Origin of the sequence: Polymorphospora rubra (assembly GCF_018324255.1) — a bacterium.
Lineage (GTDB): Bacteria > Actinomycetota > Actinomycetes > Mycobacteriales > Micromonosporaceae > Polymorphospora > Polymorphospora rubra.
In genome coordinates this window covers 4609387-4633761 of record NZ_AP023359.1, presented here as the reverse complement: position 1 = coordinate 4633761, position 24375 = coordinate 4609387, and the positions used below count along the sequence as shown (strand labels likewise).

The following is a 24375-nucleotide window of genomic DNA, read 5'->3' as shown; positions in this document are numbered from 1 at the left end:
CGTCTGTGCGTTGTGGACACAACATCAGATCTTGCGGTGGCCGCGTGCCACAGCGTAGCCGTTGCTCGGTGGGAGCGTGTGCTGGCCGGGGTGCTCGGGTGCTTCGCGGGCCGGTTCGGGCGGGTGGAGCCTCGCCGTGCGGCGACAGCGTTCGTGACCGGGCTGTTGTCCGATCTTGAGGTGAAGACGTGCTGGCAGTTGGCCGAGCAGGCCGGTCACGCCCGTCCGGATGCGATTCAGCGGCTGCTGTACCGGGCGGTGTGGGACGCCGACGCCGTCCGCGACGACCTGCGGCAGCTGATCACCGACCGGTTCGGTGGCCCGGACGCGGTCCTGGTGGTCGACGAGACCGGAGATCTGAAGAAGGGCCAGCATTCGGTCGGAGTACAGCGGCAGTACAGCGGCACCGCCGGGCGGATCGAAAACAGCCAGGTCGGGGTGTTTCTGGGCTACGCCGGCGCGAGCGGGCACACCCTGATCGACCGACGTGTGTATCTGCCGGCGTCGTGGACCGACGACCGGGACCGCTGCCAAGCCGCCGGCGTGCCCGACGAGATCGGATTCGCCACCAAGTCGCAGCTGGCCGCCGACATGATCACCGCCGCGATCGACGCCGGTGTTCCGGCTGGCTGGGCGGCCGCGGACGAGGCATACGGCAACAGCGCCGTCTTCCGCGCTCACCTTCGCGGACACGGGCTCGGCTACGTCCTGGCTGTGTCCTGCAGCCATCTGATCCCGCTCGATGGCGGCAAGACCCGCGTTCGCGCCGACCGGGTAGCCGCCGAACTACCGGCATCGGCCTGGCAGCGCCGATCAGCCGGCGCCGGGTCGAAGGGTCCCCGCTTCTACGACTGGGCCTGGCTCGACGATGTGTGCACCGACGCTGACCCTGACGACGGCGGCCGGCACAGCCTTCTGGTCCGCCGCAACGCCACCACCGGTGAACTGGCCTTCTACCGTTGCTGGACCCCGCAACCGGCCGCCCTCGCCCAGTTCGTGCGGGTCGCGGGCATCCGTTGGACCGTCGAAACGAGCTTCCAGGCCGCCAAGAGTCAGGTCGGCCTGGACCAGCACCAGGTCCGCCGCTGGGACTCCTGGCACCGGTTCACCACTCTCGCCCTGGCCGCTCTCGCCGTGCTGGCGATCTGCGCCGCGGACGCGGCCCACCACGACCCGGCCGACACCGGACTGATCAAGCTGACGGTCAACGAAGTCCGCCGCCTCATCAACGCCTGCATCATCCGCCCGATCAGCGATCTAACCCACCGTTTGCACTGGTCAGGCTGACGGCGCCGGCATCAAGCCCAAGCCCGACGATCCCACTACACACGCCGCCTCAACCTCGAGCTTCAGCACTGATCACGAACGGCGGCTGCCGTACTAAGAAGGGAACGAGGTCGGTCGGGGTGCAGCGGCAGTACACGGGCACCGCCGAGCGTGTGGAGAACAGCCAGGTCGGAGTGTTCCTGGCCTACGTCTCGCCTGCGGGCCGGGCGTTGATCGACCGTCGGCTCTACCTGCCGGAGACGACCTGGTGCGACCAGCCCGAACGTCGCGCCGCCGCCGGCGTCCCCGACCAGGTCGGGTTCGCCACGAAACCGGCCCTGGCCCGACAGATGATCGCCGCCGCGATCGACGCCGGCGTCCCGGTCGGCTGGGTGACCGCCGACGAGGTCTACGGGGCCGATCCCGGCCTACGCGCCGATCTGGAAAACTGCGGGATCGGCTACGTCCTGGCGGTCGGCTACGACCGGCGTGTGGCGATCAACGACGGCCGCACCCTCGTACGCGGCGACACCCTCGCCGAACGGATCCCCACCACCGGATGGCAACCACGCAGCTGCGGTCCGGGAGCCAAAGGAGCCCGCGACTACCTGTGGGCCTGGATCACCACCGCCACCCGACCCGGCGAACACCGGTGGCTACTCATCCGACGCAACCGCGCCACCGGCGAACTGGCCTTCTACCTGTGCTGGTCACCCCGCCCGGTGCCGCTGCACACCCTCGTGCGGGTCGCCGGCTCACGCTGGAGCATCGAGGAACTGTTCCAGACCGGCAAGGGCCAGGTCGGCCTGGACCACTACCAGGTCCGCGGCTGGACCGGCTGGCACCGGTTCATCACCCTGGCCATGCTCGCCCTAGCCGTCCTGACCACCCTCGCCGCCACCGCCCGGCAGCCCGACCCGGACATCATCGCGTTGACCGTCGCCGAGATCCGCCGACTCCTCAACGCCCTCGTCCTCACCCAATCACTCCCACCAGCACACACGATGCACTGGTCGATCTGGCGACGAACATCCCAAGCCCGAGCCCGACGATCCCACTACCAGCGCAGACAGGCGAACTGACGTTGGAGTATTAGCCCAAGCGGGGTTGCCGTTCATCGAGGACTTGGTGCCGTTCCTGTTGCGGGGTCTCATCCGTACCCGCCACGCCCGAGCCGACCGGCGCTGGAGGCCACCCGCGCCGCTGTACCCGTAGCCGGCTCCGACCGCTCCGCCTCAACGACTGCCGCTGCCGTCCCGGCCACCACCTCGCCGGGCTGACTACCTCCCGGCGCTCGGATCGACGTACACGTCCCCCTCCGCAAGAGGTACGCCCCGACCTCCACCCGGCCATCAGCTCCCTCGCGCGGGGATACCTCGCCAGGCACACGATCCCAGGACCGACCAAGGCAAGCCCCGATCCGCCTCCAACATCCAGCGAGATGTCAGAGACGGACACGTCCGGGGTAACCGGCGGACGGCACCATCGGCCGGATGGCACAGTCACCCGCCAAAGGCAAGGGCACGTTACCAACCGACGTCGCCAGCCGCGCTCGATCGGGACGCACCACCCCGCGCGTCGTCCTCCGACGCCGTCGGGTAATCGCGGGTCGCGGCACGATCATGGCGACCCGGGCGTTAAACGCACCGAGCCCTACACAGCCGGATCATCTAGATGATCTTGTGCTCCCATCCTGCTCCCAACGTAAGGACCACAACGGGAACGGCTCGTTACCGAAAGTTCGGTAACGAGCCGCTTGACCTGCTCATATACATGGTGGGCGATACTGGGTTTGAACCAGTGACCTCTTCCGTGTCAAGGAAGCGCGCTCCCACTGCGCCAATCGCCCTCGCTCTTGCCGAGGTGGAGACGGGATTTGAACCCGTGTACACGGCTTTGCAGGCCGTTGCCTCGCCTCTCGGCCACTCCACCGAGGTAGCCCCCGACTGTGGCGGCATATCTCCGAGCGGACGACGGGATTCGAACCCGCGACCCTCACCTTGGCAAGGTGATGCGCTACCAGCTGCGCTACGTCCGCGTACTTCAGGTCTTCCAACTTCTGGTCTTGCTTGTCTCCGCTGTTTCCTGGTGACGGATGAGAACTTTAGCCGAGGCTGCCGACAAGTGCCAACTCGGGTCCCCCTCGGCGCGGCGTGGTCGCCGAGATCCACAAAACCGCAGGTAGCGAGCTTGGGGATCACGCCGCCCCGACCACAACCCGGAGGCATCCTAGGAACCTGGGTTAGGAGACCAGGGCAAAAAAGGGCGTCATGACGCCGGACGGACTGACTGTTCCCTCAACAAAGTGAGGATGATGCGACACAACATGGTGACATCCATGGATTAACGTGACCGCGTGACGAGACGGTCGGCGGAGTTGCGCCTCGAATCGCTGCTGAGCGTCGCCTGCGACGTGATCGCCGAACGCGGGCTGGCCAACACCCGGACCGCCGACGTCGCCGAGGCGGCCGGGGTCAGCCAGGCGCTGGTCTTCTACCACTTCGCGACCAAGGAGCGCCTGCTCTCCCAGGCGTTCGCGTACGCCGCCGAGCAGGATCTCGCCCGAGTCGACACGCTGCTCGGCTCCGGCGCCGCGCCGCTGGAGAAACTGAAGAAGATCCTGCGGTTCTACGTGCCGTCCGGCGGCCGCTCGAAGAGCTGGACGTTGTGGATCGACGGCTGGGCCGAGGCGCTGCGCAGCCCGGAACTGGAAAAGGTGTCGCGCCGGCTCGACCTGCGCTGGAAGGAAGCGTTGACCGAGGTGATCGCGGCCGGCGTGACCGACGGCAGTTTCACGTGCCCCGACCCGGGTGGGGCGGCATGGCGGATCATCGCCCTCATCGACGGCCTGGCCGTGCAGGTCACCGTGCACGAGCGGATGGTCGCCCGCCGCCAGGTCGCCGAATGGGTGCGCCTGTCGACCGCCCGCGAACTGGGCATCGACCCCGAACATCTCGCCTGAGCCGCACCCCCGGCCGGCCACCCGACCCGGCCGAGCCGCCTGACGGCGACCCAACCGATTCATCCGAGCCGCCTGACGGCGACCCGCCTGACGGCGACTCAGCCGATCCATCCAAGCCGCCTGCCGGCGACTCAACCGATCCATCCAAGCCGCCTGCCGGCGACTCAACCGATCTCCGCCCAAGCCGCCGAGCGGCGACCCAACCAACCCGCCCGAGCCGCCTGACGACGGCTCAACCCACCAGTGCGGCCACCGCGTCGGGGACCGGCACGTCCTCGGGTACGTCCACGGCCAGCACCACCGCGTCGACCGGCAGCGGCGCGTACAGGTGCGGGAACAGCGCCCCGCCGCGGGACAGCTCCCAGCGCAGGTCGGCACCGAGCAGCCCGGGGTCGACGGTCAGCAGGACCAGGCCACGCTGCCCGGCGAAGTGCCGGGCGGCCGTCTCGACGACCTGTTCCCGGCCGGAGAGATGGACGTACCCGTCCCGCCGGTCCACCGCCGACCCCGCGTAACTCCCCCGCGCGCGGGCCTGGGCCCACTCCGCGGCAGCAAGCAGCTTGTAGATCACCCGCGACCCTAGCCCGCCCGGAGCCCGCCGGAAGCCGCGCTGATCGAGGAGAAAACAAGCGACAACCCGCCCGATCCGGGCACGCTTTCTCCTTGATCAGCGCAACGCCCGCGCCCGCGCCGCGCACACGCCCGCGCCGCGCCCGCGCACACGCAACGCCCAACGCGGGCAGGGCGGGTCGGGTCAGGGGGTGGGCGGGGCCCAGGGGAGGTCGCGTACGTCGTCGCGGGTGAGGGTGCCGTCGGCGACCAGGACGCGGTGGCGGCGACCGACGGTGCCGCCGGCCGGGACCGGCAGGGTGTGTTCGAAGGCCAGCGCGACGCACACCCCCGGGTAGATCCCGGTCCGCACGAACCAGTGGTCGCCGGCGCCGAGCCCGGCGAAGACCAGGCTGTACGGCGCACCGTCGGCCCCCTGCCCGGTGAGCGCGAGCCACGGCTCGGTGCTGCCGTTGACCTTCTCCTCCCCGTCGGCGCCTTCGGTGAACGTCTGCGGGGTGCCGGGGGCGACCCGCCAGAAGAAGCCGCCGTAGCCGGCGCCGCCGGGGCGGCCGTTGGTGGCCGGGCTGCCCAGCGAGACGTCCCGGTCGGCGGGGGCGGTGAGCGTGTACGCGATGTCGAGGGCGTACGTGCCGGCGTGGCCGGTCTCGCGGACGGCGACGGTGCGTTCCTCGACGAGCAGGGTGTCGCCGGCCGGGTCGAGCCAGCGCAGCCGCTGCGTGAAGCCGTCGGGGCGCCGGTCGTGCCAGGTGTCGTGGACGATCCGGCCGTGGTCGTCGAGCCAGGTATAGCCGGCGTCGCGGACGTAGGTGCGTCCGCCCCACAGGTTGGTGCCGGAGACGTCCTGCATGGCGACGCTGACGCCGAGGTGCCAGCGGTGGTCCTCGGGCAGGGTGTCGGTGACCGGGACGCCAGCGAGGGTACGGACCGGGTGCAGGTGCGGCCGGGGCGACCAGCGCGGGTCGATGTCCGGGGCGAGGACGTAGTCGGCGACGGTGCTGTCGCGCACCAGCAGACGTACCGGATCGGGGGTGTCGGTCATCGTGCCTCCGCTCGGGTGGGTGGGCCGGGAAAGCCCTTGCCCCACGGGTTTGCGACAGCGTATCGAGCTTCTTCGGTCGGCGGGAGCCGGCCGCCGGGCCCTGCCGGCCGCAGTCCCGGTGCCGGTCGGGCAGAATCGCCGCGTGTCCGACAACCCGGCGGCGTTCGTCCGCGCCTACGCCCGGCTGGCCGCCGTGCCGTTCGTACCCGAGATCAGCCTGCACCAGGCCGACGAGCCGATCGGCCTGTGGGAGCTGACCGAGGGCGAGTTCCGCAGCGAGCAGCCGCCGCCGTTCTGGGCGTTCGCGTGGGCCGGCGGGCAGGCGCTGGCCCGCTACGTACTCGACCATCCCGAGGTGGTGGCGGGCCGGCGGGTGCTGGACCTGGCGTCCGGATCCGGCCTGGTCGCGGTGGCCGCGGCCCGGTCCGGCGCGGCCCACGTACGGTCCGTCGACGTGGACCCGTTCGCCGGGGCGGCCGCGACGCTCAACGCGGCGGCCAACGGGGTGACCGTCGTCGCCGAGACCGCCGACCTGCTCGGCGGTGACGCCGGGGACGCCGAGGTGGTGCTGGTCGGTGACGCGTTCTACAGCCAGGCGATGGCCGACCGGATGTTCGGCTTCCTGCGCCGGGCGGTGAAGGTCGGCGCCCGGGTGCTGGTCGGCGATCCGGACCGGGCGTTCCTGCCCCGCAAGCTGCTGCGGCCGCTGGCCGCGTACGACGTGCCGGTGCCGCCGGCGCTGGAGAGCGTACGCGTCAAGCACACGACGATCTGGGAGCTGCCCGGCCCGGCGGGGGTCGGCGGGACGGCCGGATAGCCTGTCCGACGTGCTGTTCCGCAGTTGGGAGGCACCGGCGGGGGCCGGCGCCGACGTCGCCACGGTCACCGACCACGCCGGCGTGGCGCACCTCGTGGTGACCCGCCACGCACTGGTCCGGCAGGTCCTCGCCGACCCGGGCACGTTCCGCCCCGACAACGCCCTGGACGCGGTCACGCCGGTGCCGGTGGCGGCGCTGCGGGTGCTGGCCGGGCACCGGTTCCGGCTGCCGCCGACGCTGGCGAACAACGGCGGCCCCGGCCATCCGGCGATCCGGGCGATCGTCGCCGACGCGCTGCACCCGACCCGGGTCGACGCCCAGCGGGCGTGGCTGACCACCGTCGTGCGCCGGCGGGTCGGCCGGCTCGCGGCGGCGCTCGACCGGGGCGACCCCGTCGACCTGTACGCCGGACTCGCCGCCGACCTGCCGCTGCTGGTGCTCGCCCGGCTCGTCGACCTGCCGGCCGGCGGCGACGCGAACGGTGGTGGAACCGAGGTCGCCGCGGTCAAGGAGTTCGCCCGGTCGGCGCTGGAACTCTTCTGGGCGCCGGTGGACCCGGCCCGGCAGGTGGCGCTGGCGTCGACGGTGGGTCGGTTCCACGCCGTACTGCGGGAGTTCGCGGCGACCGGCGGCGGGCTCGCCGCCGACCTGCGGGCCGCCGGCCACCCGCCGGACGTGGTCGTCGGCGCGCTGTTCTTCCTGCTGGTCGCCGGGCAGGAGACGACGTCGCAGTTCCTGACCCTGCTGCTGCACCGGCTGGCCGGCGAACCGGCCGTGCTCGACGGCCTGCGGGACGGGACCGTGGACGTCGCGGCCGTCGTCGAGGAGGGGCTGCGCCTCGATCCGCCGATCGTCACCTGGCGCCGGGTCGCCGCCCGGGACACGACGCTCGCCGGGATCGCGGTGCCGGCCGGTACGAGCGTGGTGCTGTGGCTGGCCCGCGCCGGCCGGGATCCGGCGGTCGTCGCCGAACCGGAGGCGTTCCGGCCCGGGCAGCGGGGATCGCGCCGGCACCTGGCGTTCGGGGCGGGCGCGCACCGGTGTGTCGGGGCGCACCTGGCCCGGATGGAGGCCGGGGTGGTCGTCGCCGAGGCGGCCGGGCTGCTGCGCGACGTGACCGTGGTGCGGGCGCCGTGGTGCCCGGACAACCTGTCGTTCCGGATGCCGGACAGCTTCGTGGTCCGCCGGTCAGGGGCGGCGGTACGGGCCGCCTGACGGGCACCGGCGGCCCGGGCGGGCCGGTCTACTGGTCGTCGGCCCAGGTGCGCCAGTCGTCGAGCACGCCGTGCAGGGCCGGGGTGAGCCAGCCGGGCGCCGACCGCTGGAAAACGCCCGGATCCATCGTGCCGGCGCCGTCCGGCAGCGCGCCGAGCAGGTGCGGGACCAGTTCGGTGAAGTTCGCCCAGTGCACGAGTTCCGGCTCGGCCGGCCAGGCGCCGACCACCACGCCGGCCGGGACACCGCGCCGCTCCAGCGCCTCCAGCGTCAACGCGGTGTGGTTGAGCGTGCCGAGGCCGGCCCGGGTCACCACGACCGCGGGAGCGCCGAGCGACACCGCCAGGTCGGCGACCGTCCACGCCTCGCCCGACGGGCGCAGTCCCATCGGTACGAGCAGACCGCCGGCGCCCTCGACGAGCACCAGGTCGTGTTCCTTGGCGATGTCGCGTACGGCGTCGACGGCCGTGTACAGCTCCAGCGGCTCGAGCGAGGCGACCCGGGCGGCGGCCAGCGGCGCCAGCGGGTCCGGATAGTTCGCCAGGGTACGGGTCGTCGTCGGGGCGGCGAGCCGGGCGACGGTGTCCTCGTCGGCCGGTGCGCCGGTGGCCGTACCGGTCTGGCCGGGCTTGACCATGGCGACGGTGAGACCGGCGGCGCGGGCGCAGGCGGCGACCGCCGCGGTGACCATGGTCTTGCCGACGTCGGTGTCGGTGCCGGTGACCAGGACGGGGCCACGCCAGCCAAGCTCGGTCACGCTCTCACCACCTTCGCTCACGGCGTCACCTCACTACGTTCGCTCACGCGCACTCCACGACGATGTCGAGGGCCCGGTCGAAGTCGGCACGGGGTACGCCCGTGTTGACCGTCAGCCGCAACCGGGACCGGGTGTCCGGTGTGGACGGTGGACGGAAGCAGCCGACCGCCACGTCGCGGTCGAGGCAGGCGGCGGCCCAGGCCACCGCCGCCTCGGGACCGGGCGCCGTGATCGAGAGAACGCCGCCGGCCGGGTCCGAGACGGCCAGTCCGGCGGCCCGCAGCCGGCGTACGGCGGTCGTGGCCCGGTCGGCGAGTTCGGCGCGCAGGTCGTCGCCGGCCCGGGCCAGCCGGGCGGCGGCGAGCACCCCGGCGGCGACGGCGGGCGGCAGCGCGGTGTCGTAGACGAAGGTGCGGCCGGTGTCGACCAGGTGCCGGATCAGCGGTTCCGGGCCGGCGACCACGCCACCGGCGCCGCCGAGCGCCTTGGACAGCGTGGCGGTGACGACGACGTCGGGCCGGCCGGCGAGACCGGCGGCGGCGACGGCGCCGGCACCGGCCGGTCCGGTGACGCCGAGGGCGTGGGCGTCGTCGACGAGCAGCAGCGCCCCGTGCCGGCTGGTCACCGTGTACAGGTCGGGCAGCGGGGCCAGGTCGCCGTCGACGGAGAAGACCGACTCGGTGACGACGACGGCGGGCCGGCCGGGCGCCGCGGCCAGCGCGGCGTCGACGGCGGCCGGGTCGGCGTGCGCGGTCACCACGGTCTGCGCGCCGGACAGCCGGGCGCCGTCGATCAGCGAGGCGTGGTTGTGGGCGTCGCAGACGAGCAGGGTACGCGGGCGGACCAGGGCCCGGATCGCGCCGAGGTTGGCCAGGTAGCCCGACGAGTAGACCAGGGCCGCCCCGGTGCCGAGCCAGTCGGCGAGGGTCGACTCCAGGATGGCGTGCAGGTCGGTGGAGCCGCGGACCAGCCGGGAGCCGGTCGCGCCGAGGCCGTACCCGGTCAGGGCGGCACCGGCGGCGGCGGTGACGGTCGGGTGCCGGGCGAGCCCGAGGTAGTCATTTCCGGCGAGGTCGACCACGGAGTCGGTGCCGGCGCGCGGGCGCAGCCGGCGGGTCAGTCCGGCCTTGGCGCGCAGCGCGGCGCGGCGGTCGAGCGCCGCCAGCCAGCCGCTCACTGATCACTCCCCACGTGGTGTCCGGGCAGAAGGACGCCTTGTAGGGTACGACCATGCCAGAGATCCTCGACCGCGCCCGCACCCAGGTGCTCGATGGCGGAGTCGGCCTCGACGAGGCCGGCGCCCTCGAAATCCTGCGGCTGCCCGACGAGCACCTGTCGGCGGCCCTGCAGTTGGCGCACGAGGTGCGGATGCGCTGGTGCGGTCCGGAGGTCGAGGTCGAGGGCATCGTGTCGCTGAAGACCGGCGGCTGCCCCGAGGACTGCCACTTCTGCTCGCAGTCGGGGCTGTTCGCCTCGCCGGTGCGCTCGGTGTGGCTGGACATCCCGTCGCTGGTGGAGGCGGCGAAGCAGACCGCGGCGACGGGGGCGACCGAGTTCTGCATCGTGGCGGCCGTACGCGGTCCGGACGCGCGGCTGATGAAGCAGATGCGCGAGGGGGTGGCGGCGATCCGCGAGGCTGTCGACATCCAGGTCGCCGCGTCGCTGGGGATGCTCACCAAGGACCAGGTCGACGAGCTGGTCGACATGGGTGTGCACCGCTACAACCACAACCTGGAGACCTGCCGGTCGTACTTCCCGAACGTCGTCACCACGCACTCCTGGGAGGAGCGCTGGGAGACGTTGACCATGGTGCGCGCCTCCGGGATGGAGGTGTGCTGCGGCGGCATCCTGGGTCTCGGCGAGTCGGTCGAGCAGCGCGCCGAGTTCGCGGCGCAGCTGGCCGAACTCGACCCGCACGAGGTGCCGCTGAACTTCCTCAACCCGCGGCCGGGCACCCCGCTGGGTGACCGGCCGGTGGTCGGGGCCCGCGACGCGCTGCGCGCGATCGCCGCGTTCCGGCTGGCGATGCCGCGCACGATCCTGCGGTACGCCGGTGGCCGCGAGATCACCCTCGGTGACCTGGGTACGCGGGACGGCCTGCTCGGCGGCATCAACGCGGTGATCGTCGGCAACTACCTGACCACGTTGGGGCGCCCGGCGACCGACGACCTGGCGTTGCTCGACGACCTGAAGATGCCGGTCAAGGCGCTCTCCCAGACGCTGTGACGACGGTGACCGCGACCTGGTGCGACCGCTGCGGCGAGCCGGCCGGCGACGGTGCCCACACGGCGTGCGTGGCGGCCCGTGAGCTGGAACCGCCGCGTTACTGCCCGGCCTGCCGCCGCCGGATGAAGGTCCAGATCCTCCCGGCGGGTTGGTCCGCGGAATGCGTGGAACACGGTCGCCGCACCCCATCCCCATAATCCCCGCGCCCCTCATGATCCGCGTGATCAGGGACTGAATCGCGCGTGTCGCCGGCGTGGCGGGGTGCATACTCCCTGATCACCCGGATCACGCGGGCCGGGCCGGGTGGCGCGGGCCGGGTGGCGCGGGCGCGATCAAGGGGAAAGCGTGCCCACCTTGCCCCGGTTCGTCGGACGACTTGTCCTTGATCAACGCCCGCCCGGCGCCCGACGCTCGGCGCCGGGCGGACGGGCGGCGCGGGCGCGGCGCGGGGGTGCCCCGCCCGCCGTCCCGTTGGGCGGCACGGCGGGCGGGGCGGGTGGCACGGTGTCCGACCGACCGGCTCCGGACGGGTGGGAACGGCCGTCCGGAGCCGGCGCGGGTTCAGGACACCGTGCAGGCGGTGCCGTTGAGGGTGTACGTCGTCGGTTTCGGGTTGCTGCCGCCGTGGGCGGCGTTGAACCCGAAGGTGGTCGAGCCGCCCGGGGCGAGCGCCCCGTTCCACGCCACGTTGGTGGCGGTCACCTGCGTGCCCGTCTGGGTCACCGTCGCCGACCAGGACTGGGTGACCTGCTGCGCCGCGGTCGGGAAGGTCCACCGCAGGGTCCAGCCGGACAGGGTGGTGCCACCGGTGTTGCGTACGGTGACGGTGCCGGTGAAGCCGCTGTTCCAGTCGTTGGTGCCGTAGCTGACGTCGCACGAGCCGGCCGGCGGCGGGGTGGTCGGCGGCGGGGTCGTGGGTGGCGGCGTGGTGGGCGGTGGGGTCGTCGGCGGCGGGGTCGTGGGTGGCGGCGTGGTCGGCGGCGGAGTCGTCGGTGGCGGGGTGGTCGGCGGCGGGGTGGTGCCGGGTTCGTCGCCCCAGATCCGGGTGCCGGCCGCGTAGAGGGTCACCCCGCGGTTCGGTCCGGCCGCCGGCTGGTACGACGGGTCGTTCGCCGGGTTCCAGGTGCCGCCCTCCGGTACGCCGATCTTGAACTGGACCTCCATCCGGTGCGCCGACTGGCCGGCGGGCGCGATGGTGTACCCGGTGCAGTCGATCTCGACGTACCAGATGTCGCCGCTGAACTGGCGGGCGGTCGTCGGGGACGGGCAGCCCTGGGTGTAGCCGGGCGTGACGGTGACCGGCCCGGTGCCGTCGGGCCGGAAGTAGTAGCGGAACTTCGCCGTGGTGAGCGCGCGGGCCGGGTACGCCGACTTGTTGTAGACGATCGCCTTGATCCCGGTCGCCCGTGGCTCGGCCTGCATGACCGTGGTCTCGACGGTGATCTCGTCGATGTCCGGGCTCTCCGGCTGCGGGAAGTTCGCCAGCGGGGTGCCGCCGTACTGGGACGTCAGCCGGGCCAGCGCGGACGTGAAGCCGGCGTTGTAGTCGGTGGCGACCTCGTTCATCACGTAGTCGCCGCGGTCGTCCCGGTATACGTCGTCGGGCGCGGACGGCCCGCCGACCAGCGCCCCGTACAGGACGTGCCGGGTCTCGACCGGCACCGTCTGGCTGTCCCACCAGGAGCCGTGGGCGGTGCGGTGGTGCGGGTTCTTCGGCGGGTTGGTGCCGAAGCCGATGACGTAGCTGGAGTTGCGCGGGTTGGCGCCGAGCGCGTAGTTGATCTGCCGGACGGCGAAGTCGTGGTAGCGGGTCTTGCGGGTCGCGTCGGTCGTCTTGTCGCTGTAGACCAGCGCGGCGAACGCGGTGTTGGCGGCGTAGCGCAGCGCGCCCCAGGTGTCCAGGACGGCCATTCCGCCGGGCGAGGTACGCACCTTCTCGCCGTTCACGCCGACGGTCCAGTAGTCGAGCCAGCGGTTGGCGTCGTCGACGTACTTCTGCCGGCCGGTCAGGTTGGCCAGCAGCACGTACGCGCCGAACTGCTTGTTGTCCCAGGCCAGCGTCCACTTGTAGGAGCGGGTGCTGGTCTGCGGCTCGGTGCCGAGGCGGTCGTACTCGGTCTCGGCCTTCGTCAGGTAGGCGGCCTCGCCGGTGGCCCGGTGCAGCCAGATCGCGCCCCAGACCAGTTCGTCCTGATAGCCGCTCCACGACCGGTAGAAGCTGGTCGCGTCGGTGATGCACTCGTGGTAGGACTTCCGGACCGTGTCGGCGAAGGTGTAGAGCTGGCGGGCGTGGCTGACCAGCGTGTTCGCGTACGCGGCGTCGGTTGGCCGGAAGACCATGGAGCTGGCGGCCATCGCGGCGGCGGTCTCGGCGGCCAGTTCGGCGCCGCCGCAGCTCGCGTCGATCCTGTACGCCGGGCGGGCCATCGGCATCACCTCGGCCGGTCCCCACCACTTGTGGTCGTCGTCGCCCTTGCCGACCTGCCCGTAGAGCACGTTCGGGGCGGGGTGCGCCTTGATGAAGTAGTCGTTGACGAAGCGCAGGTTGTTGAGCAGGTGCGGGAGCTGGCCGGAGGCGACGTAGCCGGCCCGGTACTCCACCGCGCCCCAGGCGAGCATGGTGGCGCTGAACGCCATCGGGAAGCCGAACTTCACGTGGTCGCCGGCGTCGTACCAGCCGCCGGTGAGGTCGAGTCCGACGTCGGCGCCGTCGGTGAGCGCCGAGTCGCCGCGCCAGGAGACCCGGTTCCAGTCCGGCAGCGGGCCGGACTGCTGGGCCTCGTAGAAGAGCAGGGACTTCTGGAGGGCTTCGGCGTAGTTGTAGGCGGGTGCGGCGGTGGCCGGTGCCGGGTTGGTCGCGGTCACCACGAGGGCGGCCGCCACGGCCACGGCGGCGGCCGCGGCGACGGCGATGCCGGCGGCCGGTCTCGGTGGGACCGGTGTCGGCGGGGTGGGGCCGGCGGTGGCCGGCGGGGCGGACCGGTGGCGGTTTCGCCACCGGCGCGGGGGCCGTTCACGTCGGCCTTTCAGCCAGGCCGGCCCGAAGGTTGGGCGCACTAGACTCGCTCCTGTCCGTGGAGCCGCACGCGGCAACGCGCAGCGGAGGACACCTGGGGCGGATGTGGGCGCATCCGCCCCTCTTCCGTGGGCACGACCGGGTGGCGGTGGCGGGCGGGGCGACTCCCGGTCGGCCCGTCGCCCGTCATCCGGTCGGGCGACGGCAGGTCCGGTTCGACTGGCTCATGGTCGGGACCAAGACCGACCGGGAGCGCTCCCATGGATTCTGGACAATGTAACCGGGAGATTGTGGGTTTGTGAAGAACCCCCGGTGGCGGGACCGGTCTACGGTGCCGGAGTGGACCGAACACACCCCGCGACGAACCCCGGTCCGGCGGCCCGCCGAAACCGGCCGCAATGGCTGGTCGTCGCCCTCGTCGCACTGGTCACGGCCGTTGTCACGCTGGCCGGCACCGTACTGGTGGCCCGGCTCCACGCCCGCAGCCCGCTGGACCGCTCCGACCGGGCCGTGGTCGCCGACGCGCTGCCCCGGCTGGAGTTCCTGCGCCGGGCCATCGACGGCGGAGCCGCCCAGCGGATGCAGGAACTCTTCCCCGAGGGCTACTTCTTCCTGCACGTCCTCTACGGACTGTCCTGGCTGGAGGTCGGCGACCGCGATCCGGGACGGCACGACGAGGCGCTGCGGGAGGCCCGGCGGGCGCTGGACGCGCTGGACTCCGCTGCCGGGCGGGCCCCGTTCAGCCCCACCCTCGACCCGCCGTACGGCGTCTTCCACGCCGGTTGGAGCGGCTGGCTACGGGGCGGCGTGGTACGGCTGGCCGGCGGCCCGGCGGCGGCACCCTTCGACGCCGAGCGGCTCGCCGCCGACGTCGACACGCTGGCCCGGGCGTTCGACAACCAGCTGACCGCCACCGGCTCGCCGTTCCTGAGCGCCTACCCGGGGCAGGCGTGGCCGGTCGACAGCACGGTCGGGATCGCCACCGTACGACTGGCCGACCATCTGGCCGGCACCGACGCGTACGACGGGCTGCTGGCCCGCTGGCGGACGGCGGCCGACGCCCGGCGGGATCCGGCCACCGGCCTGCTGGCGCACCGGGTCGACCCGGACACCGGCTTCCCGGTGGAGGGTGCCCGGGCGACGTCGCAGACCATGGCGCTGCGGTTCCTGCGGGAGGTCTATCCGCAGGACGCGACCCGCGACTGGGCCCGTTTCCGCGACCTGTTCGCCTCGACCACCTTCTGGGCCCCGGGGGTACGCGAACACCCGCGCGGCACCGACCTGCCCGGCGACGTCGACTCGGGGCCGCTGATCCTGGGCATGTCGGCGTCGGCGAGCGTCGTGGCGCTGGGCGACGCGGTGCTGTTCGGCGACCGGCGTACCGCGGCGGCGCTGTCCGGGCTGGCCGAGACCACCGGATTCGCGGTCGAGAGCGGTGGGCAGCGGCGCTATCTGGGTGGCCTGCTGCCGGTCGGCGACGCGTTCCTGGTGTGGTCGCTGACCGCCGACGGCTGGATCGTGCCGGTGACGGAGACGACCGCACCGGAGGGCGGACCGGGACCGTGGTGGCGGCTGCCGTGGCTCGTCGGGTTGCTCGCCGCGGTACCGCCGTGGTGGTTGCTGCTCGTGATGACACTGAAGCCGATCCTCGTCAAGGGAAAGCGCTTTCCAGTTTCGTGATATGCATCGCATCATAGATTGACATCTATTTATTGCTGACGTTTTCCCAGTTCAGTGGGCGCGCAAGCGCTATCTACGCCTCATGATCAAGAGTTGGCATCGGCGATTCCGTCCTGGTATACGGGCGTACGGTTGCCGCTGCTCTTCGTGACCGGCACAGTACGGCCTAGATCAGCGGTGCCATCGACGCCGCCGCCAACTCTTGGTCAACCTCACGAGGAGACTGCGATGGCCTTGCGCCTTGCCGACGGCACCGCATGGGCGGACACCCTCGCCCGTGCCGCTGCCGCCGCCCCCGAGGCATTCGACGGCGACACCCTGCGCAACCTGGTCGAGGGGTCCTGGAAGTCGTCCGGCACCCCCACCCCGGTCCGCACCCCGATCGACAACACGGTCCTGGTCAACCTGCCCCGGCTCGACGGCGGGTCGGCCCGCGCCGCCGTGGCGTTCGCCGCCGCCGAGCACCGCGACTGGGCCGCCACCCCGCTCGCCGAACGCAAGGCCCGGGTCACCGCGGCCCTCGACGAACTGACCGTCAACCGCGACCTGCTCGCCATGCTGCTGGTCTGGGAGATCGGCAAGCCGTGGCGGCTGGCCTGCGCCGACGTCGACCGGGCGCTCGACGGCGTCCGCTGGTACGTCGAGGAGATCGACCGGATGCTCGCCGACGGCCGCGAACCGCTGCCCGGCCCGGTGAGCAACATCGCCAGCTGGAACTACCCGATGAGCGTGCTCGTCCACGCCGAGCTGGTGCAACTGCTGGCCGGCAACGCCGTCATCGCCAAAACCCCGTCCCAGGGCGGCGCGGTCTGCCTCTCCGTCGCGCACGCCCTGATGCGCCGCGCCGGACTGCCCGCCACCCTGCTCTCCGGCAGCGGCGAGGAACTGTCCGAGGTGCTGGTCCGGGCCCCCGAGATCGGTGCCGTCGCGTTCGTCGGCGGCCGCTCCAACGGCGGCAAGGTCGCCGCGGCACTGCTCGACTCCGACAAGCGGCACTTCATCGAGCAGGAGGGCCTCAACGCCTGGGGCATCTGGGAGTTCTCCCAGTGGGACATGCTGGCCAAGCACCTGAAGAAGGGCTTCGAGTACGGCAAGCAGCGGTGCACCGCCTACCCGCGTTTCGTCGTACAGCGGGAACTGGTCGACCAGTTCCTCGACATGTACCTGCCGGTCGTCCGGTCGGTCCGCTTCGGCCACCCGCTCGCCGTCGGTGACGACTGGACGGCCGGCGACCCGCTGCCGGAACTCGACTTCGGACCGCTGATCAGCGGCGCCAAGGCCGAGGAACTGCGCCGCAAGGTCGACGAAGCCGTCAAGGGCGGCGCGGTGCCGCTCTACCGGGGCCGGCTCGACGGCGCGCCGTTCCTCGACGGGCAGGACAACTCCGCGTACGTGGCGCCGGCGGTGCTGCTCGCCCCGCCCGGCCGGTCCCGGCTGATGCACGCCGAGCCGTTCGGCCCGGTCGACACGATCGTCGTCGTCGACACCGAGGACGAACTGCTGGCCGCGATGAACGCCTCCAACGGGGCGCTGGTCGCCAGCCTCGCCTGCGACGACGAGGACAAGGCCGCGAAGCTCGCCGTCGACCTCCAGGCGTTCAAGGTCGGCATCAACAAGCCGCGCTCGCGCGGCGACCGCGACGAGCCGTTCGGCGGCCGGGGCGCGTCGTGGAAGGGCGCGTTCGTCGGCGGTGACCTGCTGGTCGAGGCGGTGACCGTGGGCGCCGGCGACCGGCTCTACGGAAACTTCCCCGACTACAGCCGCTACCCCACGACCTGAGAAAACAGAGGGTTCCTTCCTTCCCGCCGTCCCACGGGAAGGAAGGAACCCTCTTTCTTACACACCCCAGAAAGGTCTTTACCGGTGGCCCGGCCCTGCACCAGAAACCGGGCCACCGAGTCTTCGCCCCGCTAGGCCTTTACGGCCGCGGGAGTCGTGGTCTTCCCGGCGGCCGCCCGGGCCACCAGGGGCAGGGTGACCGTCACCAGATCACCGTCGCGGTCGACCGGCCCCGGCCGACCCATCCGGGCGACCGTACGCAGCAGCCCGACGTTGTCGGCGTGGGCATGGGCGACCAGCGCGGCAAACCCGGCCCGGCCGGCGTTCGTCACCAGCCGGCGCAGCAGCGCCGTACCGAGGCCACGACGCTGCCAGGCGTCCTCCACCAGGACCGCCACCTCGCCGACGCGGCCCTCGGCGACCATGTTCGCCATCGCCACGATCCGCTCCCCCTCGCCGCCGGCCGGACCGCGGACGACCGCCACCAGGGTCACCCCGTGCGCCGGATCGAGCAGCCGGTGCAGCTTCGCGGGCGACGGGCCGCCGACGGCCAGGTAGCGGCGGCGCCGGCTGCGGGCCGAGCAGCGCTCGTGCATCGCCGCCAGTGCGCCGGCGTCGTCCGGGGCGGCGGGGCGGACCGTCACCTCCGCACCGTCGGTCAGGACCACGGTCACCAGCTCGTCGGTCCGCCGGGTGATCGACGACGCCAGGTCGACCAGAGCCTGCGCCCGGGCGTATTCGGCCGGTGTGAAGACCGGTGCGGCCCGCCGGATCTCGTAGCAGCCGCCGGCCGGGTCGGGCAGCCCCATCACCGTGTCGGTGAAGCCGGGCCGGCTCCGGCCGGCCGTCGGCCGCCAGGTGACGGCCGTGGCGGCCAGCAGGTTCCGCAGCAGCTCGCCGAGGCAGTCGGGATCACGGACCAGCCGGGCCGCCAGTCCCAGCACCCGGGTCGGCTGGTCGGCCAGGCCCTGGGCCTCGGCCCGGGCCACCCAGGCGTCCCGGCCCCGGCCCCGCTCGACGGCGGCGAGCAGCTCCGCCTCGTCGAGGGTGTCCGGGGCGTCGACGAGGAAGTCGTCGACCGCGCCCGCCTCGGTCGTGTGCACCTGCACGGCAAGGATGTTGACCGACCGCAGGGCGAGGCTCGCGGCCAGCACGGACAGGTATCCCGGACGGTCGTCGACCGTCGCCCGGATCCGCCACAGCGCCATGATCTGCTCCTTCTGCCGAGGTTGCCGCCCGGGGCGACAACCGGGACCGGTGGTCCCGCAGCCTGCACCTCCTACAGTGCGTGCCGGCTGTTTCCCTCAGATTGCCCGGCGGTGTCTTCTCCCGACCGGAAATCTCACGACTGTGTGACGGCCGGTGGGGCGGTCACCAGATCGAGCCGGTCGCCGAGGATGACCGCGGCCGCCCGGACGAGTTGGGCGATCCGGTCGACCTCGGTGACGTGGAACGCCGCCGCCGGCAACCCCTCGCCGTCGACCCGGGTCAACATCAGCACCAGGCCGGCACGGCCGAACGGGGCCACCGCGTAACGGGTGCCGACCGGGCCGTCCATCGACCGGGCCCGCAGCGGGGTGACCTCCGGCAGCACCAGCGGCGTGGGCGCCCGCCAGCTCGCGTACGCCACCGCGGGTTCGCCGCCGCCGACCGCTCCGGTCACCTCGGTCGGCCGCGGCCCGGAGCCGCTGCGGGCGGCCCAGTCCGCCGGTACGACCGCCGCGGCGGCCCAGTCGGCGGCCAGCAGCCCCGGCAGGGCGTCGACGAGGGTGGCGAGGCCGTCGGCGGGGTTCGCGGCGACCTGGGCCAGCAGTTCGGCGTCCTGGCCCCCGGTGGTCGGCGCGCCGATCGCCCGCCACACCCCGTCGACCTGCACACCGGGAATCGCGGCGAGGCCGGCGAGCAGCCGGTCGACGCGGGACGCGCCCGGCCAGACCACGGTGAAGTCGTCGACGGCCCGGCCGCCCAACCGCTCCAGCACCACGACCTGGACGATGTCGGCACCGGCGACGCCCAGCGTGCGTGCCACCTGACCGAGCGCTCCCGGCCGGTCCGGCAGGGTGACCCGAACCCTCAGCAACATCTCAGCCCTTCCTCTCGGCGGTTCCGGCGCAGGACGACGCCGGTACTCGCGGTCCAAAGCGTGCCGGGTGGGCGTTTCGCCCCTGTTGCCATGCCGTGACCCGGCAGCAACGGCCCAGCCTTTGACGCGACGGCCGATCTGGCATCACCCGTTCGGTGGAATCCGGAACGGTCTCGCCGCGCCTCCACTCTGCCCCGCGCGCGGACCCGCCGACCCGGGTTCCGCCGAACTGCGCCCCCGTCCCGCCCGGGACTCCGACCGGCGCCGGGCCTGGCGCGGCGCCGGACCCGCCGTCGCGTTGATCGAGGAGAAAGCATGCCCGGTTCGCGCCGATTCGCCAGACCACTTCTCCGTGATCGACGCTGGCCACGGCGCGGGACCCACGGCGCGGAGCCCACGGCGCGGAGCCCACGGCGCGGGGGCGCGGGGCCGCGGTACGGGCCGCGGCGCGGGGCGCGGGGCCGCGGCGCGGGCGGCGCGGGGTCAGGCGGAGGCGCGGGGATCAGGTGGGTGTCCAGGAGGACGTACGGCTGCGGCAGTTCCTCGCGACGGATCCGCGCGACCAGCAGCCGGGCCATCTGCCGGCCCATCTCCTCCACCGGCTGGTGCACGGTGGTCAGCGGCGGGTCGGACTGCCGCGCGATCGGCGCGTCCTCGAACCCGACCACGGCCACGTCGTCGGGGACCCGTCGACCGGCCTCGCGCAGCGCCCGCAGCGCCCCGCAGGCCATCAGGTCCGACGCCACGAACACGGCGTCGATGCCGGCGTCGAACTCCAGCAGCCGGCGCATCGCCGCCGCCCCGCTGGCCTCGCTGAAGTCGCCGTACGCGATCAGGCTGTCGCTCACCCGGCGGCCGCTGGCCTCGACGGCCGTGCGGTAGCCGGTGAGCCGGGCCACGCCGACGCCCATGTCCTGCGGGCCGGCGATCGTGGCCACCCGGTTGCGGCCGTCGGCGAAGAGGTATTCGACGGCCTGCCGGGCACCGCCGGCGTTGTCGACGTCGACGAAGTAGGACCCCTGGGCGCCCGGCTGGAGCATCCGCGCCGGCCGGCCGCCGAGCACCGTGGGCAGCCCGCGCTGCTCCAGCAGGGTGGGCAGCGGGTCGGAGTCGTGCAGTGACAGCAGCAGTACGCCGTCGACGTGCTGGTTGGTCAGGTGGTGCTCGACGCGTTCCCGCTCGGCCGGCGACTGGGCCATCGCCAGCCACAACTGCATCGGGGTCTCCAGCAGGCCGGAACTGATCCCGCGGACGATCCCGGCGAAGAACGGCTCGCCGAAGACGCGTTCCTCGGATTCGGAGACCACCAGCGCCACCGAGTCGGTCCGTTGGGTGACCAGGGCCCGCGCGGCCCGGTTGGGGACGTACCCGAGTTCGGCGATCGCCTGCTGCACCGCCGCCCGGGCCTCGGGGCTGACCTGCGGCGAGCCGTTGACGACCCGGGAGACCGTGCCCCGGCCGACCCCCGCGCGGGCGGCGACCGCGTCCAGGGTTGGCCGCCCGAGCGAGCGGGTGCGCTGGGTTGTCATCGTCTGCTCCTCCGACGTCCGACGGGCCGGCACCGCTCCGGATGGGAGCCGGCGCCGGCCGCCTATGGTGCTGGCCGATCTCGCCCTATTGTGCGGCCAGCCCGTTACGTCGGATCACTTCGGCGTACCACCTGGCGCTCGACTTGGGAATCCGCAACTGGCTGTCGTAGTCGACGTGGATCATGCCGAATCGCTTGGTGTATCCCCAGGCCCATTCGAAATTATCCATCAGCGACCAGGCGAAGTAGCCGCGCAACGGCACGCCGGCCTCGATCGCCTCGTGGCAGGCGCGCAGGTGGGCGTCGAAGTAGGCCAGCCGCTCGGGGTCGTCGACCCGGCCGTCGACCACCCGGTCGACGAACGCCGCGCCGTTCTCGGTGACGTACAGCGGGACCTCGGGGTATTCGTCGTGGACCCGGCGCAGGATCTCGACCAGGCCGGGTGCGTCGATCTCCCAGTCCATGTCGGTGACCGGGATGCCCCGGGTGACGAAGCGGACGTCCTCGCTGCCCGGCCAGGACGACGGCGCCCGCCAGTACGGCTCGGGCTCGGCGCCCTCGACGGGGGCGGCGACGACGTGCCGGCTGTAGTAGTTGATGCCGAGCACCGACAGCGGGGTGCCGATGACGGCGAGGTCGCCGTCGTGCACGTGCGCGAACCCGGTGACGTCACGCAGGTCCTCGATGACGTCGGCCGGGTACTCGCCGCGCAGGATCGGGTCCAGGAAGATCCGGTTGGCGAGGCCGTCGATGCGGCGGGCGGCGTCCCGGTCGCCCGGCGTGTCACTCTGCGGGGTGACCGGGTAGAGGTTCAGGGTCACGCCGAGCTCGTGGTCGGGGCGGGCGGCCCGGATCGCCTGAACGGCCAGCCCGTGCCCGAGCATCAGGTGGTGCGCGGCCCGTACGGCGTCGCCACCGTCGCTGCGGCCCGGGGCGTGCGCGCCGGAGCCGTACCCGAGGAAGGCCGAGCACCACGGCTCGTTGAGCGTGGTCCAGTAGCGGACCCGGTCGCCGAGGGCGGCGTGGGTGAGCGCCGCGTAGTCGGCGAACCGGGCCGCGGTGTCGCGGACCGGCCAGCCCCCGGCGTCCTCCAGCGGCTGCGGCAGGTCCCAGTGGTAGAGGGTCAGCCACGGCTCGATGTCGTTCTCCAGCAGTTCGTCGACGAGCCGCCGGTAGAAGTCCAGCCCCTCCTGGTTGGCCGGGCCGCTGCCGCCCGGCTGGACCCGCGGCCAGGAGACCGAGAACCGGTACGACCTCAGCCCGAGGTCGGTCATCAGCCGTACGTCGTCGCGGAACCGGTGGTAGTGGTCGCAGGCGACGTCGCCGGTGTGCCCGAGCAGCACCTTCCCCGGGGTGTCGCTGAAGGTGTCCCAGATCGACGGGGTGCGGCCGCCCTCGGTCGCCGCGCCCTCGATCTGGTAGGCCGCGGTGGCGGCGCCCCAGAGGAAGTCGGGCGGGAAGGTCACCCGCTCGTCGAGCAGCGGGATGGTCTGCGGGTCAGCGGGCTTGGTCACGACTTGACGGCGCCTTCCATGATGCCGCCGATGATCTGGCGGCCGAAGATGATGAACACGACGAACAACGGGAGCGTGGCGATCAACGTACCCGCGAAGATCTGCGAGTTGTCGGCGAAGTAGGCGGAGTTCAGCGTCCGGAGCGAGATCTGCACCGTCGGGTTCGCCGGGTCGGCGAGCACCACGAACGGCCAGAAGAACTGGTTCCACTGCTCCATGAACGTGAGCAGGCCGAGTACGGCGGCGGCCGGCCGCAGCGCCGGTGCCACCACGTGCCAGTAGATCCGCCAGGTGGAGCAGCCGTCGACCCGGGCCGCCTCGATCAGCTCGTTGGGTACGGCCTGTTCGGCGTACTGGCGCATCATGAAGATCCCGAAGCCGCCGATCAGGAACGGCACGATGACCGAGGGCATCCGGTTCAGCCATTCCAGTTCGGCCATCAGGATGTAGAGCGGCAGCACGCCGAGCTGGATCGGCACCATCATCGAGGCCAGGATGACCAGCAGCATCGCGTTCTTGCCGCGGAACTTCAGCTTGGCGAAGGCGAACCCGGCCAGCGAGCCGAAGAACACGGTGGCGACGGTGATGGTGCCGGACACCAGGAACGAGTTGAGCAGGCCGGTGACGATGTTGGCGTCGGCGTTGGCCAGCACCCGTTCGACGTTCTCGCCGAGCTTGCCGCCGGGCAGGAACGGCGGCGGCCAGGCGTTGGCCGCGTCGTTCGTACGCGAGGCGATGACGATCATCCAGTAGAACGGGAACAGCGACAGGATCACGCCGGCGACCAGGCCGATCCAGGTCAGCGGGGTGGCCTTGAAGAGCTTCTCGCCACTCGAGCCGTGGTCGGCGGGCTTCTTCCGGCGGGCGGATGCGGGCGGGCGCACCATGGTCGTGGTCATCGCGGTTGCCTCACTTGTCCGAGCTGATTCGACGGGCCAGCAGGTAGTTGACGACCGACATGAACGCGATGAGTACGAAGAGGACGAGCGCGACCGCGCCGGCGTACCCCCAGCGGAAGCGCTGGTTCATCACGTCGAGCAGATACATGGTGATCGTCTGGAACTGCCCCTGGGAGCCGCCCGAGAGGCCACCGGAACCGCTGGTGAACAGCAGTGGTTCGGTGAAGAGCTGGAGACCGCCGATGGTGGAGATGATCAGCGTGAAGATGATCGTCGGGCGCAGCTGCGGGATCGTGATCGACCAGAACTGCCGGATGCGCGACGCGCCGTCGAGCGACGCCGCCTCGTACATGTCCTTGGAGATCGACTGCATGGCGGCCAGGTAGATCAGGGCGTTGTAGCCGATCCACCGCCAGTCGACCATCGTGGAGATCGCGAACCAGGAGGCGAAGCGGTTGGCCCGCCAGTCGATCGGGTCGATGCCGACCAGGTCGAGCGCCCAGTTGACCAGGCCGAAGTCCCGCGAGTAGATCATCGAGAAGATCAGCGCGACGACGGCGGTGGACGTGATGATCGGCATGGCGATCGCCATCCGGAAGAACGTCTGGCCCTTGATCCGGCGGTTGAGCGCGTTGGCCAGCATCAGCGCGATCAGGAGTTGCGGGACGGTCGACATGATGAACATGCCGAACGTGTTGACGACCGCGTTCCAGAACTGCGGGTCGTTGGTGAGCAGCTCGACGAAGTTGTCCAGGCCCACGAACGAGATCGTGGTGTTCAGCGGCGACCGGTCGGTCAGCGCGATCCAGACGGTGTAGACGATCGGGTAGGCGCCGAAGATCGCGAAGATGACGAAGAACGGCAGCACGTACAGGTATGGCGAATACTTCAGGTCCAGCCGGGTCAGCGAGCGGGGGCGCTCGCGGTCCGGCTTTGGCTCTGCCCGTCGGCCGCGCGACCGGGCCGGGGAAGCCGTGTCGAAATCCAGGCTCATGGATCCTCCAACTGGGAGTGGACGCG

Annotated in this window: 18 protein-coding genes, 3 tRNA genes and 2 pseudogenes; 9 read left to right on the top strand and 14 right to left on the bottom strand. The window is 72.2% G+C overall.

The features are described from left to right. Nucleotides 1–78 precede the first annotated feature (78 nt). Complete coding sequence (locus tag Prubr_RS20945) at nucleotides 79–1287, top strand: IS701 family transposase (RefSeq protein WP_212816609.1); 1209 nt, start codon at nucleotides 79–81, stop codon at nucleotides 1285–1287. 95 nt (nucleotides 1288–1382) lie between these two features. Further along, a pseudogene (locus Prubr_RS20940) lies at nucleotides 1383–2348 on the top strand (IS701 family transposase); the annotation flags it as partial. A gap of 692 nt (nucleotides 2349–3040) precedes the next feature. On the opposite strand, the gene Prubr_RS20935 reads toward Prubr_RS20940, so the two are convergent. The 3 genes from Prubr_RS20935 to Prubr_RS20925 form a co-directional block, all read right to left on the bottom strand. After that, a tRNA-Val gene (locus Prubr_RS20935) sits at nucleotides 3041–3115 on the bottom strand. Between the two features lie 12 nt (nucleotides 3116–3127). After that, nucleotides 3128–3198, bottom strand: a tRNA-Cys gene (locus Prubr_RS20930). A 33-nt stretch (nucleotides 3199–3231) separates the two neighbouring features. Further along, a tRNA-Gly gene (locus tag Prubr_RS20925) sits at nucleotides 3232–3304 on the bottom strand. Between the two features lie 318 nt (nucleotides 3305–3622). On the opposite strand from Prubr_RS20925, the gene Prubr_RS20920 reads away from it, so the two are divergent. Further along, nucleotides 3623–4228, top strand: coding sequence for a TetR/AcrR family transcriptional regulator (locus Prubr_RS20920; protein ID WP_212816608.1), 606 nt, complete (start codon nucleotides 3623–3625; stop codon nucleotides 4226–4228). A 232-nt stretch (nucleotides 4229–4460) separates the two neighbouring features. Here the strand turns inward: Prubr_RS20920 and Prubr_RS20915 are convergent, their stop codons facing one another. Further along, nucleotides 4461–4799 carry a DUF952 domain-containing protein gene (locus Prubr_RS20915; protein WP_212816607.1) on the bottom strand — a complete coding sequence of 113 codons (339 nt, stop codon included), beginning with the start codon at nucleotides 4797–4799 and terminating at the stop codon, nucleotides 4461–4463. A gap of 183 nt (nucleotides 4800–4982) precedes the next feature. Next, nucleotides 4983–5840 (bottom strand): DUF6807 domain-containing protein, encoded by an 858-nt coding sequence (locus tag Prubr_RS20910; RefSeq protein ID WP_212816606.1) that lies wholly within the window; start codon nucleotides 5838–5840, stop codon nucleotides 4983–4985. Between the two features lie 142 nt (nucleotides 5841–5982). Between Prubr_RS20910 and Prubr_RS20905 the strand changes: the two genes are divergently transcribed. Then, complete coding sequence (locus Prubr_RS20905) at nucleotides 5983–6657, top strand: class I SAM-dependent methyltransferase (RefSeq protein WP_212816605.1); 675 nt, start codon at nucleotides 5983–5985, stop codon at nucleotides 6655–6657. Nucleotide 6658: 1 nt separating this feature from the next. Then, nucleotides 6659–7873 carry a cytochrome P450 gene (locus tag Prubr_RS20900; RefSeq protein WP_212828327.1) on the top strand — a complete coding sequence of 405 codons (1215 nt, stop codon included), beginning with the start codon at nucleotides 6659–6661 and terminating at the stop codon, nucleotides 7871–7873. A gap of 28 nt (nucleotides 7874–7901) precedes the next feature. On the opposite strand, the gene bioD is transcribed toward Prubr_RS20900, so the two are convergent. Continuing rightward, nucleotides 7902–8630, bottom strand: coding sequence for a dethiobiotin synthase (gene bioD, locus Prubr_RS20895; protein ID WP_281425818.1), 729 nt, complete (start codon nucleotides 8628–8630; stop codon nucleotides 7902–7904). Between the two features lie 43 nt (nucleotides 8631–8673). After that, nucleotides 8674–9807: an aminotransferase class I/II-fold pyridoxal phosphate-dependent enzyme gene (locus tag Prubr_RS20890; RefSeq protein ID WP_212816603.1), complete on the bottom strand. Its 1134-nt coding sequence runs from the start codon at nucleotides 9805–9807 to the stop codon at nucleotides 8674–8676. A gap of 53 nt (nucleotides 9808–9860) precedes the next feature. Between Prubr_RS20890 and bioB the strand changes: the two genes are divergently transcribed. Together bioB and bsaP are read left to right on the top strand one after the other, a co-directional pair. Further along, nucleotides 9861–10856, top strand: a complete 996-nt coding sequence (gene bioB / locus Prubr_RS20885; protein WP_212816602.1) for a biotin synthase BioB — start codon at nucleotides 9861–9863, stop codon at nucleotides 10854–10856. After that, nucleotides 10853–11053 carry a biotin synthase auxiliary protein BsaP gene (gene bsaP, locus Prubr_RS20880; protein WP_212816601.1) on the top strand — a complete coding sequence of 67 codons (201 nt, stop codon included), beginning with the start codon at nucleotides 10853–10855 and terminating at the stop codon, nucleotides 11051–11053. The genes bioB and bsaP overlap by 4 nt, the downstream gene beginning before the upstream one ends. A 364-nt stretch (nucleotides 11054–11417) precedes the next feature. On the opposite strand, the gene Prubr_RS20875 is transcribed toward bsaP, so the two are convergent. Further along, complete coding sequence (locus Prubr_RS20875) at nucleotides 11418–13745, bottom strand: glycoside hydrolase family 9 protein (protein ID WP_246569003.1); 2328 nt, start codon at nucleotides 13743–13745, stop codon at nucleotides 11418–11420. 466 nt (nucleotides 13746–14211) lie between these two features. On the opposite strand from Prubr_RS20875, the gene Prubr_RS20870 reads away from it, so the two are divergent. Together Prubr_RS20870 and Prubr_RS20865 are read left to right on the top strand one after the other, a co-directional pair. After that, complete coding sequence (locus Prubr_RS20870; protein WP_212816600.1) at nucleotides 14212–15552, top strand: hypothetical protein; 1341 nt, start codon at nucleotides 14212–14214, stop codon at nucleotides 15550–15552. A 228-nt stretch (nucleotides 15553–15780) separates the two neighbouring features. Beyond that, nucleotides 15781–17331 carry an aldehyde dehydrogenase family protein gene (locus tag Prubr_RS20865; protein ID WP_212816599.1) on the top strand — a complete coding sequence of 517 codons (1551 nt, stop codon included), beginning with the start codon at nucleotides 15781–15783 and terminating at the stop codon, nucleotides 17329–17331. Nucleotides 17332–17462: 131 nt separating this feature from the next. On the opposite strand, the gene Prubr_RS20860 is transcribed toward Prubr_RS20865, so the two are convergent. From Prubr_RS20860 to Prubr_RS20835, 6 genes and pseudogenes are all read right to left on the bottom strand, one after another. Next, entirely contained in the window at nucleotides 17463–18539 is a 1077-nt protein-coding gene (locus Prubr_RS20860) for a GNAT family N-acetyltransferase (protein ID WP_212816598.1), read from the bottom strand. 134 nt (nucleotides 18540–18673) lie between these two features. Continuing rightward, nucleotides 18674–19414, bottom strand: coding sequence for an ACT domain-containing protein (locus Prubr_RS20855; protein WP_212816597.1), 741 nt, complete (start codon nucleotides 19412–19414; stop codon nucleotides 18674–18676). Nucleotides 19415–19914: 500 nt separating this feature from the next. After that, nucleotides 19915–20943, bottom strand: a pseudogene (locus tag Prubr_RS20850) (LacI family DNA-binding transcriptional regulator); the annotation flags it as partial. Nucleotides 20944–21028: 85 nt separating this feature from the next. Then, entirely contained in the window at nucleotides 21029–22456 is a 1428-nt protein-coding gene (locus Prubr_RS20845; protein ID WP_212816596.1) for a GH1 family beta-glucosidase, read from the bottom strand. Continuing rightward, nucleotides 22453–23355, bottom strand: coding sequence for a carbohydrate ABC transporter permease (locus Prubr_RS20840; RefSeq protein ID WP_212816595.1), 903 nt, complete (start codon nucleotides 23353–23355; stop codon nucleotides 22453–22455). Before Prubr_RS20840 ends, Prubr_RS20845 begins: the two co-directional genes overlap by 4 nt. A 10-nt stretch (nucleotides 23356–23365) precedes the next feature. Then, complete coding sequence (locus tag Prubr_RS20835) at nucleotides 23366–24349, bottom strand: carbohydrate ABC transporter permease (RefSeq protein ID WP_212816594.1); 984 nt, start codon at nucleotides 24347–24349, stop codon at nucleotides 23366–23368. Nucleotides 24350–24375 lie beyond the last annotated feature (26 nt).